Here is a 16,002-nt window from a genome sequence, read left to right as displayed (position 1 = left end):
GGGAAAGTAGGGGAACTGTGGCGCATGAAGCACAGGCTGACCGGGCGTCTGGCGGGGAACCGCCGGCACCTCAACGCACTGCGGGGCAGCGGTCCGCGCGGCTTCCCCGGGATGAGCGCCGGGCGCAGCTCCTGGCGGCGGCCCAGGAGGTCTTTGTTGCCAACGGCTACCATGGCGCTGCCATGGATGAGATCGCCGAAACAGCCCACGTCAGTAAGCCCGTGCTGTATCAGCACTTTCCGTCCAAACGCGAGCTGTATCTTGCCTTGCTGGATACCCACCTGACCTCCCTGACTGACCTGATGCTGGGCGCCCTGAACTCCACCACGGACAACGACGAACGTGTGCAGGCAGTGATGCGGGCCTACTACCGCTTTATCGCCAGCGACGACCAGGCCCACCGCCTGGTTTTCGAATCGGACCTCATCAATGACCCCGACGTCAGCTCCCGGCTGGAAACTTTCAACAAAACCTTCGCGGACGCCGTCGCCCGCGTTATTGCAGAAGACACCAAACTTCCCCACCTCGAGGCGCAGCTGCTGGGACGCGGACTGGCCGGAATGGCGCAGGTCAGCGCGCGTTACTGGCTCGAAACGGACGGCAACCTGGACCTCGATGTGGCCAGCGACCTCATTTACCGTTTAGCTTGGCGCGGAATCTCGCGCTTCCCCAAAGAGTCCTAGACTACAAATAAGAGAACCGAAGAACTTTGATTGGCTGGGAGGCCCCCTTTTGGAAATTAAGATCGGCATTCAGAACATTGGCCGCGAAATCGTGCTGGAATCGGCAGAGGACGCTGACGCTATAGCTACGGTCGTGGAAGAAGCCATCACCAAGGGCACCGAGCTCCGCCTCAAGGATGACAAGGGACGTATCATCATCGTTCCGGGCAATGCGCTGGGCTACGTGGAGATCGGCGCCGAAGAAGCCCGCAAGGTTGGCTTCGGCCAGTTCTAAGACACGAGCTTTAGCACCCAAGCGGGCCACTGCCTGTCGGCGGTGGCCCGCTGCATTCCGAGGGAGATTCCATGCTTTCGCTGACCATCGTTGTCCTGGTCACCGCCGCTGCGGGCTTCATTGTCTGGGCCAATGACAGGCGCCATACCCGGTACGGCATGATACTGCCCGCCGGTGTAGCCGTCGCCGTGGGTGCGCTCAGCTGGATCATCTTCATGGCGGCGGGCTTCGGCTACATGCCGGGCCTCACCTGGATCCCCTGGATCCTGCCGATGGCCCTGGGCGCGGCGGCTGCCCTCGGGGCCGTCATCTACCTGGGAAGGAGCCGCGAACACCATGACCTCCAGCGGCTCACCAGGGCCCTGAAGCTGTAGCAACCAGGGCCGCCAGCCCGCTCAGGGGCCCGACGTCGCCTCAGGCCGGTGCCCTACCTCCGTGCACAGGCACAGCCGGTTCCCTTGCGCGTCGGTGACCACCACCCAGTCGGGTGCGTGGTCATGGTTCATTAGGGCCCCGGCGGCCGCTGTCTTCTCCAGGACGGGCCCCGATTCGGCCAGGCTCCAGTGGACATCAAGGTGGAGCCTGCTGCTATTGGGCGTCCCTGTTTCCTGGAACCAGATGCTCGGGCCCCGGCCGTAAGGATCCACCAGGTCGCCGCCCGCACCTTTCTTGTAGCCCAGCGCTACCCGCCACACCTCCGCGATTTCCGCCGGGTCCGCGGTGTCGATGCCCAGCTCCACCGTCCTGAACAGCCCCGGCTGGGCAGTTGCCCCCGCCTGGGCGGCCGCTTCGCTGGCGGCCACCGCGGCCGCGGTGTCCCGCTCGGTGACCTGGCCGCCTGCGTCGTGCGAGGTGTACCGGATGAACACCCTGTTGTACCGCCAGTCCAGATCGGGATGATGGTTCTGTTCTTCCGCGAGACGCCCGACGGCGGCTATCAGCTCAAGCGCGGCGGCCGCCGTCGGCGCTTTATAGACCGTGACGAGCCCGCCCAGGCGGTACCGCCAGTCGGGCAGCACTGCCAGGGCAGCGTCGAGCCGTTCGCGGGTGAGGACGTCTTGGTTGCCGGCCACAGCTGACTCCTGGGTCTTGTTCCGTGAGCGTGCCGACGGGCGGCCAGCGGTTGCCGGACTAGAGGAACTCGGCCCGGTTTTCCATCGCCGATGACGCCAGGGCGTGCTCGCGGCGCGGTATTCTGCCGGCCGCTTTCGCCAGCCTACCGGCGATCACGGCGTGTTTGAAGGCCTCCCCCATGAGCGCGGGATTTTGGGCCCGGGTCACGGCGGTGGCCAGTAGTACGGCGTCACAGCCCAGTTCCATGGCCAGCGCCGCGTCGGATGCCGTGCCGATGCCGGCGTCGAGGACAACGGGAACCGAGGCGCGCGAAACGATCAGTTCAATGTTGTGCGGATTAAGGATCCCCAGGCCCGTGCCGATCGGCGCCCCGAGCGGCATCACCGCGGTGGCGCCCAGGTTCTCCAGCCGCAGGGCCAGGACGGGGTCATCGTTGGTGTAGGCGAACACCTTGAAGCCTCGGTTCACGAGCTGTTCAGTGGCGTCAACGAGCTCGACGGCGTCCGGCAGCAGGGTCTGTTCGTCGGCGATGACCTCGAGCTTGACCCAATCCGTTTCCAGGGCTTCGCGGGCCAGTTCGGCCGTCATGACGGCGTCCCTTGCCGTGAAGCAGCCGGCCGTGTTGGGCAGGACCCGGATTCCGTGGTCCACCAGGAGCTGAAAGAGGGACCCGGACTCGGTGGGCGAATAGCGCCTCATGGCCACGGTGGTGAGCTCCGTTCCCGACGCCAGCAGGGCGGCCCCAAGCCCGTCCAGGCTGGGGGCGCCCCCGGTGCCCATGATGAGGCGGGAGCCGAGTTCGACGCCGTCGATGACGAGCCGGTCCGTGTCCGGCGACGTGGTGGCGGTGCTGATGTTGTTTGTGACTGTCATGGTGTCAGCCTCCCTGAACTGCGGTGACCAGTTCGACGTTGTCCCCGTCGGCGAGCGCGGTGACGAACCACTGGCTGCGGGGTACCACTTCTGAGTTGTGGGCAACGGCGACGCCGAGTTTCTGCCCGTCCGCGGCCTGGCCGTTGGCGGCGAGGGGGCGGCCCGTGATCTGGGTGACCAGGGTGGTGATGGACGCGTCCCGGGGGACGGCATGCGGCGCGCCGTTGAGGGTGATGTTCATGCTTTTTCCTTTGTGGGTTGAAGGGCGGCTTGTGGCTGGCTGGAAAACCTGTCCGGCGAGTGAACCTGCCAGCGCGGATCGTTCCGGCCATCCAGCAGGTCGCGGCAGATGGCTGCTGCTGCGGGAGCCAGCAGCACTCCGTGACGGTAGAAACCGGTGGCAATAATCAGCCCCGGAATGTGTCCTGAGCTGGGAGCAGGGACGCGGCCCAGCAGCGGCGCGTTGTCCGGCGTCGCAGGACGCGCCCGCGTGGTGCATTCGAGAAGCTCCAGCTCGGCGACGGCGGGCAGCAGGACCTGCCCGTCACGCAGCAACTGGTACACGCCGCCCGCAGAGACGGCACGGCCAGCTGTGACGGCACGGCGGGCTGCACCGGTGTCCTCCGCGCCGGGAAGTGCGTCCTCGCGCTGGGTTGCCCCGATCACCACCGTGCCGTCCTGCCGGGGGACAATGTAGACCGGCACGCCGTGGACCAGGCCCCGGACGGTGGACGTCACCAACGGGCGCAAGTGCTGGGGAACGCGGAGGCGCAGGATGTCGCCGTAAACGGGCCTCAGAGGCAGCTGCAGCCAATCCGGCAAGCCACCCAAGGCCGCCGCCTGAAGGCCGTTGGCCACGATGGTCTCCCCCGCCAGGACTGTGCCGCCACCGGCCAGCTTCACACCGCTGACGCGCTTTCCCTCCCAGAGAAGTGCCGTGGCGCGGTCATCAACGGCGAACCCGTTACGGGCGCCATCGACGGCGGTCCCTGCGCCCGGTTCGTGGCCGGCCAGGACTTCCCGCAGCGATGCAATCAGCCTGCGCGGGTCCACCTGGTGGTCCGCCAGAATGGCCAGGGCACAGGAAATGGCCGGACTGAGCAGCGGTTCCCTGCCCCTCGCTTCCCTGACCGTCAGCGGCTCCACCTGCAGTCCATTGGCCTCTTGGACGGCCCTGAGGTCCATCAGCGCGCGGCGGTCCGCGGCGTCGGCACCGACGGCGAGGGTCGGCGTCGTCAGGTAGCCAAAATCCCCTGCCCCTGCCCGGCCGAGGTTTGCCGCGAAGGCCGGCCAAAGGAACGAGGACTCGAGCATCAGCTCCAGGAGGCCTTCCTCCTGGTAGTGCAGTTCGCTGACAGGGGCGAGCATGCCGGCGGCCGCCCAGCTCGCCCCTGAACCCGGTTCGTCATCGATCAGCACCACGGAGCGGCCGGAGCGCCGCGCCTCCCAGGCGATGCAGTGGCCAATAACTCCGCCACCGATCACCGCCACGTCGGCGCGCAGGATGGGGGGACTGCTCTCGTCAAGGCCGGGTGGGCTGGCGGCCGGGCCGCCGGATGGGGGGACCATGTGTTTCCTTCCCTACGCCGGTACTAGCCGGATCAGGTCAAGCGGTCGGCTCTGACGCCCTCTCAGCCCGGCCGCTTTGTGACGGCTGCAACGGGCTCCCGCAGTACACGCCCAGTTTAGGGGAACTAGGGTGGTTTCCATGAACGTGTCTTCCACCCCCAGCTTCCTCCCCAACCCCACCGTCCAGGAGTCCGGCGCCGGCCTGCCCCCCAGCGCCAGGTTGTACCTGTGCACCGACGCACGCCGCGACCGCGGGGACTTTGCCGAGTTTGTGGACGCGGCGTTCGCCGGCGGCGTGGACATCATCCAACTCCGCGACAAGGACATCGAGGCCGCCGAGGAACTGGAACTGCTCGCCGTCCTCCAAGCGGCCGCTGCCCGGCACGGACGGCTCTGGGCGGTGAATGACCGTGCTGACATTGCCATGCTGTCCGGTGCGCCGGTCTTCCACATCGGCCAGAAAGACCTGCCCGTGGCCTCCGCACGCACGCTGCTGGGGGCAGGGCCCGTGGTGGGGCTTTCCACCCACACCACCGAACAGGTGGAAGGCGCCATCCGCTTGTCCTCCTCGGTGACTGCCGACGGCGGCCTGGACTACTTCTGCGTGGGCCCGGTATGGGCCACCCCAACCAAACCCGGCCGGACCGCCGTCGGCCTTGACCTGGTGCGTTATGCAGCGGACGCCGTTGCTGCCACCGGCACCCAGGCCGCTTTGCCTTGGTTCGCTATTGGCGGGATTGACTTGGACAACGTCGAGCAGGTGGTGGAAGCCGGTGCCAGCCGGATCGTTGTGGTCCGCGCAATTACGGAAGCCTCTGACCCCGCCGCCGCAGCCAGGGCCCTGCTGGCCGCCTTGGATGCCGGTGCCGCCTAACAATCAGGCGTCCGGCTCCTGAGAATCCCCCGCGCAGCGGAGCGGGACGTGCGCGATCAAGGGAAATCGGGCTAACCTGACTTTTGTGTCCCATCATCGGTTGGCCCCGAACGTCCACGAGAAGACCAACGCTCTCGAGGCAGCCCTGAGTGCCCTGCGGACCGAGCTGGAACTGCCCGGCCCTTACCCGGCCGAGGCGGTCCGCGACGCCGAGGAAGCCGTCGCCGCGCATCAGCTGCCGCCCGCTGACCTGACGGATGTTGAGTTCCTGACCATCGATCCGGCGTCGTCCACGGACCTTGACCAGGCGCTGTTCATCGAGCGTTCCGCCGCGGGCTACCGGGTGCTGTACGCCATCGCGGACGTGCCGTCCTTTGTCCGTCCCGGCGGGAGCCTGGACGCCGAGACCCGCCGCCGCGGCCAGACGTTCTATGCCCCGGACGGCCGGATTCCGCTGCATCCCGAGGTCATCAGCGAGGAGGCAGGCAGCCTGCTGGCCCACCAGCTGTGTGCCGCGTTTGTCTGGGAATTCGGGCTCGACGACGACGCCCACGTTGGCAGCGTGTCCGTCCAGCGGGCCACTATCCGCAGCCGGGCCAAGTTGGACTATAAGGGTGTCCAGGCCGAGATCGACGCCGGAACGGCCAACCCCGTGCTGCAGCTCCTGAAGGAAGTAGGGCTCAAGCGCGTTGAACTGGAGCGTCAGCGTGGCGGCGCCAGCCTGAACATGCCGGAGCAGGAAATCCTACAACTGCCCGACGGCGGCTACCGGATTGCCGCGGCGCCCCAGCTTCCGGTGGAGGACTGGAATGCCCAGATTTCGCTGATGACCGGAATGGCTGCAGCCGACATGATGCTGGCGGGGAAGGTTGGCGTCCTGCGTACCATGCCCGCCCCTGACGAGCGCTCGCTCCGGCATTTCCGGCTCCAGACGGTGGCCCTCGGCAAGCCGTGGGACGGGAAGACCAGCTACGGCGAGTACCTCCGCAGCCTCGATCCCACCGAGCCCAGGCAACTGGCCATCATGCATTCCGCAGGCATGCTTTTCCGCGGTGCGAGCTACACCGCTTTTGACGGCACTGTTCCTGAGGACGCCATCCAGTCGGCCATCGGCGCCGCCTATGCCCACACCACGGCGCCGCTCCGGCGGCTCATCGACAGGTTCGTCCTGGTGATCTGCGAAGCCCTGAGCAACGGCAGGCCGGTCCCCGACTGGGCGCGGGAAGCCCTGCCCACCCTCCCGGAAATCATGGCGGCATCCGACCAGCTGGCAAGCCGGATGGAACGCATGGCCCTGGACACCGTGGAAGCCGCCCTCCTGGTCAACCACATTGGCCAGGAGTTTGATGCCATTGTCATTTCCGGGTCGAAGCCGCAAAAAGACAATGGCAACGTTGCTAAGAACGGCAACAACGGCGGCAAGAGCGGGAACGGGAAGAACGGCAATGGCCCCTCGGGGATCGTCCAGATCGCCGAACCGGCCGTGACAGCCCGATGCGCCGGCGACCTCGAATCAGGCACCAAGGTCCGGGTGCGCCTGATCTCCTCCGATATCACCGCCCGTGCGGTCCACTTCGAGCTCCTGGCCTGAGCAGCCCGCCCTTGTTTCCACGGCCAAAAGCCGGGATTCGGGGTCCGTACGGCTAGACTGAAGAAGTAGAAATGGATGCCCGGTCGTTGATTTCCTTTATTTTGAATTCAACAAGCCCGCCCCTACGCGATCTTGAGACAGACCCGCTGGTCACCAGTGCCAGCATTTAGATAGCCCGCGATCGGCTTCCACTGGATTTGCTTGCGCGCCCGAGCGTGCTCCGGAGCGGCCACATCGGCCGGCCCGTTGAGCAGGCAGCGCCAATGCCCAAATGAATAAGGAAACTCACCTGTGAGTGAATTGCATACCCACCAGCTCCTGACGGACGACTCCGGCATCGAAACGATCGAACCCGAAGAGACCATCATCTCCGACGAGACGCCGCACGAAATCGCGGAGAAGTCATTCGCCGATTACAACGTGCGCGCCGACATCGTCGAGTCCCTGGCAGACGCCGGGATCACCCACCCGTTCCCCATCCAGTCCATGACCCTGCCGGTGGCGCTCGCGGGCCACGACATCATCGGCCAGGCCAAGACCGGCACGGGCAAGACCCTCGGCTTCGGCATCCCTGCGCTGCAGCGCGTGGTGGGTCCGGACGATGCCGGTTTCGACAAGCTCGCCGTTCCCGGCGCACCGCAGGCCCTGGTCATCGTGCCCACCCGCGAGCTGGCCGTCCAGGTGGCCAACGACCTCCAGACCGCCTCCGTTAAGCGCAATGCCCGTATCACCACCATTTACGGCGGCCGTGCCTACGAGCCCCAGGTGGAAGCCCTGCAGAAGGGCGTCGAGATCGTGGTGGGAACCCCCGGCCGCCTGATTGACCTGTACAAGCAGAAGCACCTGAGCCTCAAGAACGTCAAGATCGTCATCCTCGACGAAGCCGACGAAATGCTGGACCTTGGCTTCCTGCCGGACGTCGAGACTCTGATCGCAGGCACCCCCGCCGTCCGCCAGACGCTCCTGTTCTCCGCCACCATGCCCGGCCCGGTCATTGCCATGGCGCGCCGCTACATGACGCAGCCCACCCACATCCGCGCGGCCGATCCCGAAGACGAGGGCCTCACCAAGCGCGACATCCGCCAGCTCATCTACCGTGCCCACAGCATGGACAAGGTTGAAGTCGTTGCCCGCATCCTGCAGGCACGGGGCCGCGGCCGCACCATCATCTTCACCAAGACCAAACGCACTGCCGCGAAGGTGGCCGAGGAACTGGTGGACCGCGGTTTCGCCGCCGCCGCCATCCACGGCGACCTCGGCCAGGGCGCCCGCGAGCAGGCGTTGCGGGCCTTCCGCAACAACAAGGTGGACGTTTTGGTAGCCACCGACGTCGCCGCCCGAGGCATCGATGTGGACGACGTCACGCACGTGATCAACTACCAGTGCGTTGAGGACGAGAAGATCTACCTGCACCGCGTGGGCCGCACCGGCCGCGCCGGAAACAAGGGCACAGCCGTGACCTTCGTTGACTGGGATGACATGCCGCGCTGGGGCCTGATCAACAAGGCCCTGGGCCTGAGCGTTCCGGAGCCGGTGGAGACGTACTCCTCGTCACCGCACCTGTTCGAAGAGCTGGACATCCCGGCAGGAACCAAGGGCCGGCTCCCGCGCAACAAGCGCACCCTCGCCGGTGTTGACGCCGAGGTGCTGGAGGACCTGGGCGAAACCGGCAAGAAGAACTCCCGCGCCAGCGGACAAAACAGCGGACGCGACGGCGGGCGTGAGAGCGGACGCGACGCCGGCCGTTCAGGCGGGCGCGAAGGCAGCCGCCGTAGCGGCTCCGATGGTGGCCGCTCAGGTGAGGGCAGCCGTTCAGGCGAGCGCCGCCGTCGTACGTCTGATGCGGCGAGCGCCGGCTCCGGGCCTGCCGCCGAACCTGCCACTGCGGCTATGGCCGCCGGCGAAGTGGACCCCCGCGCCCGCCGCAGCCGGACGCGCACCCGCCGCCGCAACGGCGAAGTAGTGGCCGGTGCCGACAAAGCCACACAGCCCGGCAGCGCAGAGGCCTAACAGCCTCGATGACTGACACCGTCTGGGCGCCGGACGGCAGCAACCTGGTGGTTCACGCGGATAACGCGGAGTTCCTCCCGTCGCTGCCGGACGGCGCCTTCACACTCATTTACGTGGACCCGCCGTTCAACACGGGCAGGGCCCAGACCCGCCAGGAAACCCGGATGGTGCTCAACACTGACGGTGTGGGCGACCGCGTGGGCTTCAAAGGCCGCTCCTACGACACCATCAAGGGGGCCCTGCACCGGTACGATGACGCCTTCAGCGATTACTGGGCCTTTTTGGAACCCCGGCTCGTGGAGGCCTGGCGGCTGCTGGCCGATGACGGCACGCTCTACCTCCACCTGGATTACCGGGAGGTCCATTACGCCAAGGTGATGCTGGATGCCATCTTCGGACGCGAGTGCTTCCTGAACGAGATCATCTGGGCCTACGACTACGGTGCGCGCGCCAAATACCGCTGGCCGACGAAGCACGACAACATCCTCGTGTACGTCAAGAACCCGGCCAAGTACCACTTCAACAGCGCCGAGGTTGACCGGGAGCCTTACATGGCGCCCGGGCTGGTCACACCTGCCAAGCGGGAACTCGGGAAGCTCCCCACTGATGTGTGGTGGCATACCATCGTCTCCCCCACCGGCAAGGAGAAGACCGGCTACCCCACGCAGAAGCCCGAGGGCCTTATCCGGCGGGTGGTGGCTGCCTCCAGCCGGCCCGGCGACTGGTGCCTGGACTTCTTCGCCGGTTCGGGAACGCTGGGCGCCGTCGCGGCCAAGCTGGACCGGAAGTTTGTGTGCGTGGACCAGAACCAGCCCGCCATCGACGTCATGGCCAAGCGGTTGGGTGCGCACGCCGAGTTCACCTCGTTCCCACCCAACTAACCCGCATTTAACGTCGTCATTCGCGCGTTTGAGTGCGTTAAGTGCCAGCCAGTTGGGGCGGGTCCGGGACTAGGGGCGGACGACGGCGGTGCCCGTGCCGAGCTCCTCGATCCGGGCCAGCACCTCCGGCGTCGTGGTGTTCTCGCCCAGCAGGTTGGGTTTGCCCGTGCCGTGGTAATCCGAGGAACCCGTGATCAGCAGTCCGTGCCTTGCTGCAAGACTCCGCAGGAACTCACGGCCTTCCTCCGGGTTGTCACGGTGGTCGATCTCCAGGCCCACCAGGCCGGCGTCGATCATGTCCCGGTAGGTGCGCTCCCCCACGATCCGTCCACGCGAGGAAGCCACGGGGTGGGCGAACACGGGGACGCCACCTGCCGCACGGACAAGTTCGACGGCGGCTGCCGGGTCGGGTGCGTAGTGCTGGACAAAGTAGCGCGAACGGGAGGTGAGGATGGACGTGAAGGCTTCCGAACGGTCCGCAACCACTCCCGCCGCCACCAGGGCATCGGCGATGTGCGGCCGCCCCAACGTGGCCCCGGGGGCGACATGGTGGATGACGTCGTCCCAGCTCAGCGGGTAGTCCTCGGCGAGGAGGGACACCATTCGCTCGGCCCGGGTCAGGCGTGCGTCCTTGGACTTGGTGATTTCCTCAAGCAGTCCGGGATGGGCAGGATCGTGCAGGTAGCTCAGCAGATGCACGCTGATGCCCTGTTCCGTGCGGCAGGAAACTTCCATTCCCGGGACCAGTGCCACCCCGTGAGCCAACGCCGCCCGTGACGCTTCAGCCCAGCCGTCCGTGGAGTCATGGTCGGTCAGGGCCACGACGTCAAGGCCCGCCCGGGCTGCCGAGGCCATCACGTCAGCGGGGGCTTCCGTGCCATCGGAAACGTTGGAGTGGGCATGCAGGTCAATCTTCACCTGCCCAGCCTAGTTGACCGCGCCTGCCCGGGTATTGGCTCCTTTGTCGCGCATGCCGGGCCGCTGGTGAGACGATGGTGCCGTGAACGATGCCGAAAACACCCCAAACTCTGCTTCCCAGCCCCTCGATGAGCGCGTCAACAACCGCTCGCAGCGGCCCAGTTCCGATGCCTTCAAGTCTTTTATGGCCAGCAACTGGGCGCCGACCGGCCAGGAGTTGCCGGCCCGCGACACCGTTGCGGACTACGCCGCGGCCAGGCGCAAGGCCATTTCCGACCAGTTCAAAGGCGAACGTCTGGTCATCCCCGCGGGCCCGCTGAAAGTCCGGTCCAACGACTGCGATTACCGGTTCCGCCCCCACTCGGGCTTCGCCCACCTCACCGGCCTCGGCCTGGACCATGAGCCGGACGCCGTCCTCATCCTGGAGCCGGCCGGGGAAGGAAAGGGCGACGACGGCGGGCACCACCGTGCCACCCTTTACTTCCGTCCGCTGGCGGGAAGGGATACAGAACAGTTCTACGCAGACTCACGGTCGGGTGAATTCTGGATCGGTACCCGCCCAACGCTCGCCGAGTTCGAAGCCCGCCTGGGCCTGCCCACTGCGCACATTGATGGACTCGAAACTGCGATCACCAAGAACGTGGGCGCTCCTGAGATCGGGGGCACCTCCATCCGGCTGGTCCGCAAGGTCGATGAGAACATCGACGCGCTCGTGGATACGGCCCGCTACAACACTGCCAAGGATCCGGACAACCTGGACCTCGCCGTGCTTGATGCGTTGGATGAAAAACTCTCCGAAGCCCTGTCCGAACTCCGGCTCCTCAAGGATGACTGGGAAGTTGAGCAGATGAAGACGGCCGTGGCAGCCACGGTTGAGGGTTTTGTGGAAGTGGTCAAGTCACTTCCACGGGCGCTGACGCACGCCCGGGGCGAACGCGTGGTGGAAGGTGCCTTCTTTGCGCGGGCCCGCGAAGTGGGCAACGAACTGGGGTACGACACCATCGCCGCCGCAGGCAACAACGCCACTGTGTTGCACTGGAACCGCAACACGGGCAGGATCAACGCGGGCGACCTGCTTCTCCTGGATGCCGGCGTTGAAGCCGACTCGCTGTACACGGCCGACGTCACCCGGACCCTGCCTGCCAACGGGACGTTCAGCGATATCCAGCGCAAGGTCTATGAAGCCGTCCTAGACGCCGCCGACGCCGGGTTCGCCGCCGCCCAGCCAGGCACCAAATTCCGGGACATCCACACTGCCGCCACCACGGTACTGGCCGAACGGCTCGCCGAGTGGGGGCTGTTGCCGGTCAGTGTTGAGGAAGCCATCAGCGTTGAAGGCCAGCAGCACCGCCGCTGGATGCCGCACGGCACCAGCCACCATCTGGGTCTCGACGTCCATGACTGTGCCCAGGCCAAGCGCGAGCTTTACCTCGATGGCGTGCTCACTGCGGGCATGGTCTTCACTATCGAGCCGGGCCTGTACTTCAAGAACGAAGACCTGGCCATCCCTGCCGAGTACCGCGGCATCGGGGTGCGGATCGAGGACGACATCCTGATGACGCCCGACGGTCCGGTCAACCTCAGCGCCGAACTCCCCCGAAAGGCTGCCGACGTCGAATCCTGGATGGCAGGCATCTACGGCGAGGCCGGGCATGGCGCTCACGGAGGCACTGTCTGACGGGATGTGACAGCCCTTGCTGGGGCTGAACAAGGCAGCACTACCCATGGTGAAGCTCTGATAACAGTTCTTGGCAATCGCTTGCCAAACTTTGACTTCGGTGAATACGCTGGCCGCGGAGAAACAAAATCGTAGACTGTGATCTGAGTCTCGGATCTCTGCCGCAACGTATGTCTTCAAAGGAGAAGTCTCATGGGTATGTCCAAACCACGTCGCCTGGGTGCTGTTGCCGCCGCGACAATTTCGGTCCTGATGCTTGCCGCGTGCGGCGGCTCGGGCGGGTCAGGCGGCACCAGCACCGGCGGCACGGGCGGCAAGGTGGATGGCACCGGGAAGACGCTCAACGTCCTGATGAACGTGACTGCGCAGTACCCCCAGGAGCAGCAGGCGTGGTTCAAGGAAATGAGCACCAAGTTCAAGGCGGAAACCGGAGCCGACATCCAATGGGAGACGTTCGCTACCGCCAATGATGAGATGACCCGGATCCAGACCTCCGTGGTGTCCGGCCAGGGCCCCGACGTCTACGGGCTGGGCACCACGTTCACCCCCACGGCGTACTCCACGGGGGCATTCGTGAAGCTGGGTGACAACGAATGGAACCAGCTCGGCGGCAAGGACAAGTTCGTTCCCGCCGCCTTGGGTATTTCCGGCCCCGACAAGGACAACCAGATCGGCATTCCGTTCGTGAGCCGGCCGTTCGTCATGGCCTACAACACCGAACTGCTGGCCGCTGCCGGCATTGAGAAGCCGGCCACGACGTGGGACGAATTCACCGAGCAGGCTAAGAAGCTCACAAAAGGTGACCAGTACGGCGTCGCCGTGGCCTACAAGGACAACTTCGATCCCTGGAAGTACATCTGGGGAATGTCCATCCAGGCAGGCAACCCCCTTATTGATGGAGGCAAGGTCCGCCTTGACGACCCAATCACCAAAAAGGCCTACGAGACCTACTTCGGTTGGGTGACCAAGGACAAGGTGGTTGACCCTGCCTCGGTTGGCTGGGCCAACCCTCAGGCCCTGGCTGCGTTCGCGGCAGGCAAGGCAGCCTACTTCCCCATGACTTCGCCGCTGTCCATCCCCGCATTGGACGCCTCTTCGGTCAAGGGCAAGTACAAGTACGCGCTGATGCCTACAGTCCCGCCCGGCGCGACCTCCAACCCTTCCGGTGGCAAGCCCGCATCAAGCATCCTTTCCGGTGACAACCTCGTGGTTGCGGACTATTCCAAGCAGAAGGACCTCGCTTTCGCCTTCATCAAGATGATCACCGAAAAGGATGTCCAGCTCAACTACTTCAAGGTCTTCGGCCAGCTGCCTGCCAACGCCGAGGCTGCCAAGGAACTCTCCAGCAACCCAATGATCGCGCCCGCCCTCGATTCGGGTGCCAAATCCGTCGCAACGCCGTTCAGCGGGGCCTGGGGAGATGTCCAGTTGTCGCTGACGAACGTGGTGGTTCAGTCCATTCCGGATCTTTCCGCCGGTGCCGTCAGCGATGCCAACCTCGCCCAGCGGCTCAAGGACGAACAAGCCAAGTCGCAGACTGCCTTGGACCGGGCCAAGAAGTAAGACCGACCGGACGACCGCGGAAGGTTACGGAACATGGCTAGCAGCGTTACCGAGCCCCGGCCGTCGGACAGCAGTCCGCCGGCCGGGGCGGCCGCCGGACCCGGCGGGCCTAAGCCCAGTGATAAGCGCCGGAAGGGGCTGAGCGAAAAGAACCGGCCGCTGTGGCTGCTGATTCCTGGCGGCTTCCTGATGACGGTGGTCATCCTCATCCCGCTGGCCATGGGCATCTGGATGTCCGTGATCGACCTGGACCAGTACAGCCTGCGCCGGTGGGTCAGCGCCGAATTCATCGGCATCCACAACTACATCGAAGCGGCCACCAGCAGTGACCTGCTCCGCTCGATCTGGCTGTCCGTGTCCTTCGCGGTGATCTCGACCCTGGTGACCATCCCGCTGGGCGTGGCTGCCGCCGTCGTCACCCAGAACGCCTACCGTGGCCGCGCCTTGGTGCGTTCAGTCTTCCTGATCCCCTACGTCCTGCCATCATTCGTGGTGGCCAGCGTATGGCGGACCATGCTCCAGCCGGACGGCATCGTCAACGTGACGCTGACCAATATGGGCATGGGCGGCGGCCTTTGGCTGAATGGCCCCAACTCGTACTGGACGCTGGTGTGGGTTGAGATCTGGGCGGCGTGGCCGTTCATCTACCTGCTCGCCCTCTCCGGCCTGCAGGCCGTTGACCACGAAGTTCACGAGGCATCAGCCCTTGACGGTGCACTCTGGTGGACCAAGCTGCGGTACGTGATCTTTCCCTACTTAAAGGGCCCGGTCTCGCTCGCTTTCCTGCTTGCCACGTTGAACCACATCAACAACTTCACCCTTCCTTACGTACTCTTTGGCGCGCCGGCCCCATCGGACGTGAACGTATTGCCGATCCTCGTTTACGTCACCAGCTTCCAGAGCTTCCGGTTCGGCCTGAGCGCGGCGATGGCTGTCGTTTCACTGGTGCTGATCGCCATTCCGCTCTTCATCTACCTGCGCGCAGTCAGGCTTGACGTGCACGAGGGAGGAAAGAAATGACCATCGACGCAGCGAACCCGATCGAGCGGCAGGCGAAGCAGCCGATCCGGCGTGATGCCGCCCTCGAAGTCACGCGCCTGATGCCGAAGCCCCTGCTGATCATCATCACGGTCCTGCTGTGCGCCCTGGTGCTGATCCCCATCCTGTATATTTTCCTGGCCTCGTTGAACACGGACGTGGGTGTGGCCAGCGGCGAGTTCTGGCCGAGCAGCTTCTCCTTGGACAGCTATAACAAGATCTGGGATTCTGTGGGCCTGGCGAAGGCCATCGGGAACAGCCTGATCGTTTCCGGTGCCACGGCGGTGGTCTCGGCGTTGATGGCTATCGGGACAGCCTACGTGCTGGTCAGGTTCGAATTCCGGGGCCGCCTGACGGTATTGCGCGGCCTGCTGGGACTCCAATCCATCCCCGGAACCCTCATGCTCCTGCCCGTGTTTGTGCTGTTCTCCTCGGCGGGAACCTACCTGGGCGTGACGGTTATTGGAACCCTCTGGGGCCTTTTCATCGCCTACCTGACATTCGCCCTCCCGTTCTCCACATGGGTGATGGTCACGTACCTCCGGGGACTTCCGCGTGAGCTGGAGGAGGCGGCACGCATTGACGGTGCTTCCAACCTAGGAATTCTGTTCAGGATCATCATTCCGCTCAGCTGGCCAGGAATCATCGTTTCCGCGATCTTTGCCTTCCTGCTCGGCTGGAACGATGTCCTGTTCGCATCGGTCTTCACCCGTCCGGACACCCACACCGCGGCCGTAGCGCTGCAGGTCTTCGCGTCAGCGGTTGAAGGCGGAGCGATCCCCGTGTATTCGCAGATGATGGCGGCATCGCTGGTGTGCGCCGTCCCTGTGGTGGTGCTGTACTTCATGTTCCAGAAGTACCTTGTGGGCGGCCTGACAGCCGGCAGCGTCAAATAGGCGGCGTCAAATAGCCGGCAGGGGCGCCACCTAGCAATCACCCACCAAAAAAGAACTCCGTCCCGACCGGCGTTAGCCAG

16 protein-coding genes and 1 riboswitch are annotated in these 16,002 nt (G+C 65.3%); of the genes, 11 read left to right on the top strand and 5 right to left on the bottom strand.

Annotated elements, in window-relative coordinates:
* Positions 1-17 precede the first annotated feature (17 nt).
* From AB4Y73_RS04355 to AB4Y73_RS04345, 3 genes are all read left to right on the top strand, one after another.
* A complete protein-coding gene (locus AB4Y73_RS04355; RefSeq protein ID WP_441868996.1) occupies positions 18-683 on the top strand; it encodes a TetR/AcrR family transcriptional regulator in 666 nt (221 codons plus the stop codon).
* Between the two features lie 49 nt (positions 684-732).
* Entirely contained in the window at positions 733-957 is a 225-nt protein-coding gene (locus AB4Y73_RS04350) for a DUF3107 domain-containing protein (protein WP_441868993.1), read from the top strand.
* A 71-nt stretch (positions 958-1,028) separates the two neighbouring features.
* The gene (locus AB4Y73_RS04345) at positions 1,029-1,331 is read left to right on the top strand and encodes a hypothetical protein (RefSeq protein ID WP_441868990.1); all 303 of its coding nucleotides are present in this window, start codon (positions 1,029-1,031) and stop codon (positions 1,329-1,331) included.
* 21 nt (positions 1,332-1,352) lie between these two features.
* On the opposite strand, the gene AB4Y73_RS04340 is transcribed toward AB4Y73_RS04345, so the two are convergent.
* The 4 genes from AB4Y73_RS04340 to thiO all read right to left on the bottom strand — a co-directional run bounded on the left by AB4Y73_RS04340 (position 1,353) and on the right by thiO (position 4,473).
* Positions 1,353-2,030: a 4a-hydroxytetrahydrobiopterin dehydratase gene (locus tag AB4Y73_RS04340; RefSeq protein ID WP_441868987.1), complete on the bottom strand. Its 678-nt coding sequence runs from the start codon at positions 2,028-2,030 to the stop codon at positions 1,353-1,355.
* Positions 2,031-2,088: 58 nt separating this feature from the next.
* Positions 2,089-2,904 carry a thiazole synthase gene (locus AB4Y73_RS04335; protein ID WP_441868985.1) on the bottom strand — a complete coding sequence of 272 codons (816 nt, stop codon included), beginning with the start codon at positions 2,902-2,904 and terminating at the stop codon, positions 2,089-2,091.
* A 4-nt stretch (positions 2,905-2,908) separates the two neighbouring features.
* Complete coding sequence (thiS, locus tag AB4Y73_RS04330; protein WP_441868982.1) at positions 2,909-3,145, bottom strand: sulfur carrier protein ThiS; 237 nt, start codon at positions 3,143-3,145, stop codon at positions 2,909-2,911.
* Positions 3,142-4,473, bottom strand: coding sequence for a glycine oxidase ThiO (gene thiO / locus AB4Y73_RS04325; RefSeq protein WP_441868980.1), 1,332 nt, complete (start codon positions 4,471-4,473; stop codon positions 3,142-3,144). The genes thiS and thiO overlap by 4 nt, the downstream gene beginning before the upstream one ends.
* Positions 4,466-4,585: riboswitch (TPP riboswitch) on the bottom strand. It overlaps the preceding gene by 8 nt.
* Positions 4,586-4,612: 27 nt before the next feature.
* On the opposite strand from thiO, the gene thiE reads away from it, so the two are divergent.
* The 4 genes from thiE (at position 4,613) to AB4Y73_RS04305 (ending at position 9,829) form a co-directional block, all read left to right on the top strand.
* Positions 4,613-5,347: a thiamine phosphate synthase gene (gene thiE / locus AB4Y73_RS04320; protein ID WP_441868977.1), complete on the top strand. Its 735-nt coding sequence runs from the start codon at positions 4,613-4,615 to the stop codon at positions 5,345-5,347.
* Positions 5,348-5,432: 85 nt separating this feature from the next.
* Positions 5,433-6,938, top strand: a complete 1,506-nt coding sequence (locus tag AB4Y73_RS04315) for an RNB domain-containing ribonuclease (protein ID WP_441868974.1) — start codon at positions 5,433-5,435, stop codon at positions 6,936-6,938.
* A 291-nt stretch (positions 6,939-7,229) separates the two neighbouring features.
* Positions 7,230-8,948, top strand: a complete 1,719-nt coding sequence (locus tag AB4Y73_RS04310; RefSeq protein WP_441868971.1) for a DEAD/DEAH box helicase — start codon at positions 7,230-7,232, stop codon at positions 8,946-8,948.
* 8 nt (positions 8,949-8,956) lie between these two features.
* A complete protein-coding gene (locus AB4Y73_RS04305; protein ID WP_441868968.1) occupies positions 8,957-9,829 on the top strand; it encodes a DNA-methyltransferase in 873 nt (290 codons plus the stop codon).
* A gap of 69 nt (positions 9,830-9,898) precedes the next feature.
* On the opposite strand, the gene AB4Y73_RS04300 is transcribed toward AB4Y73_RS04305, so the two are convergent.
* A complete protein-coding gene (locus tag AB4Y73_RS04300; protein ID WP_441868965.1) occupies positions 9,899-10,747 on the bottom strand; it encodes a PHP domain-containing protein in 849 nt (282 codons plus the stop codon).
* 82 nt (positions 10,748-10,829) lie between these two features.
* Between AB4Y73_RS04300 and AB4Y73_RS04295 the strand changes: the two genes are divergently transcribed.
* From AB4Y73_RS04295 to AB4Y73_RS04280, 4 genes are all read left to right on the top strand, one after another.
* A complete protein-coding gene (locus AB4Y73_RS04295; protein ID WP_441868962.1) occupies positions 10,830-12,425 on the top strand; it encodes an aminopeptidase P family protein in 1,596 nt (531 codons plus the stop codon).
* 192 nt (positions 12,426-12,617) lie between these two features.
* Positions 12,618-13,988, top strand: coding sequence for an ABC transporter substrate-binding protein (locus AB4Y73_RS04290; RefSeq protein ID WP_441868959.1), 1,371 nt, complete (start codon positions 12,618-12,620; stop codon positions 13,986-13,988).
* A gap of 33 nt (positions 13,989-14,021) precedes the next feature.
* A complete protein-coding gene (locus AB4Y73_RS04285; RefSeq protein WP_441868956.1) occupies positions 14,022-15,008 on the top strand; it encodes a carbohydrate ABC transporter permease in 987 nt (328 codons plus the stop codon).
* 80 nt (positions 15,009-15,088) lie between these two features.
* Complete coding sequence (locus tag AB4Y73_RS04280) at positions 15,089-15,922, top strand: carbohydrate ABC transporter permease (RefSeq protein WP_441869769.1); 834 nt, start codon at positions 15,089-15,091, stop codon at positions 15,920-15,922.
* Positions 15,923-16,002 lie beyond the last annotated feature (80 nt).

Source organism: Pseudarthrobacter sp. TAF60_1, from assembly GCF_052113505.1.
Taxonomy (GTDB): domain Bacteria; phylum Actinomycetota; class Actinomycetes; order Actinomycetales; family Micrococcaceae; genus Arthrobacter.
The sequence above is the reverse complement of the archived record's forward strand: the minus strand, read 5'-3'. Positions and strand labels throughout refer to the sequence as shown.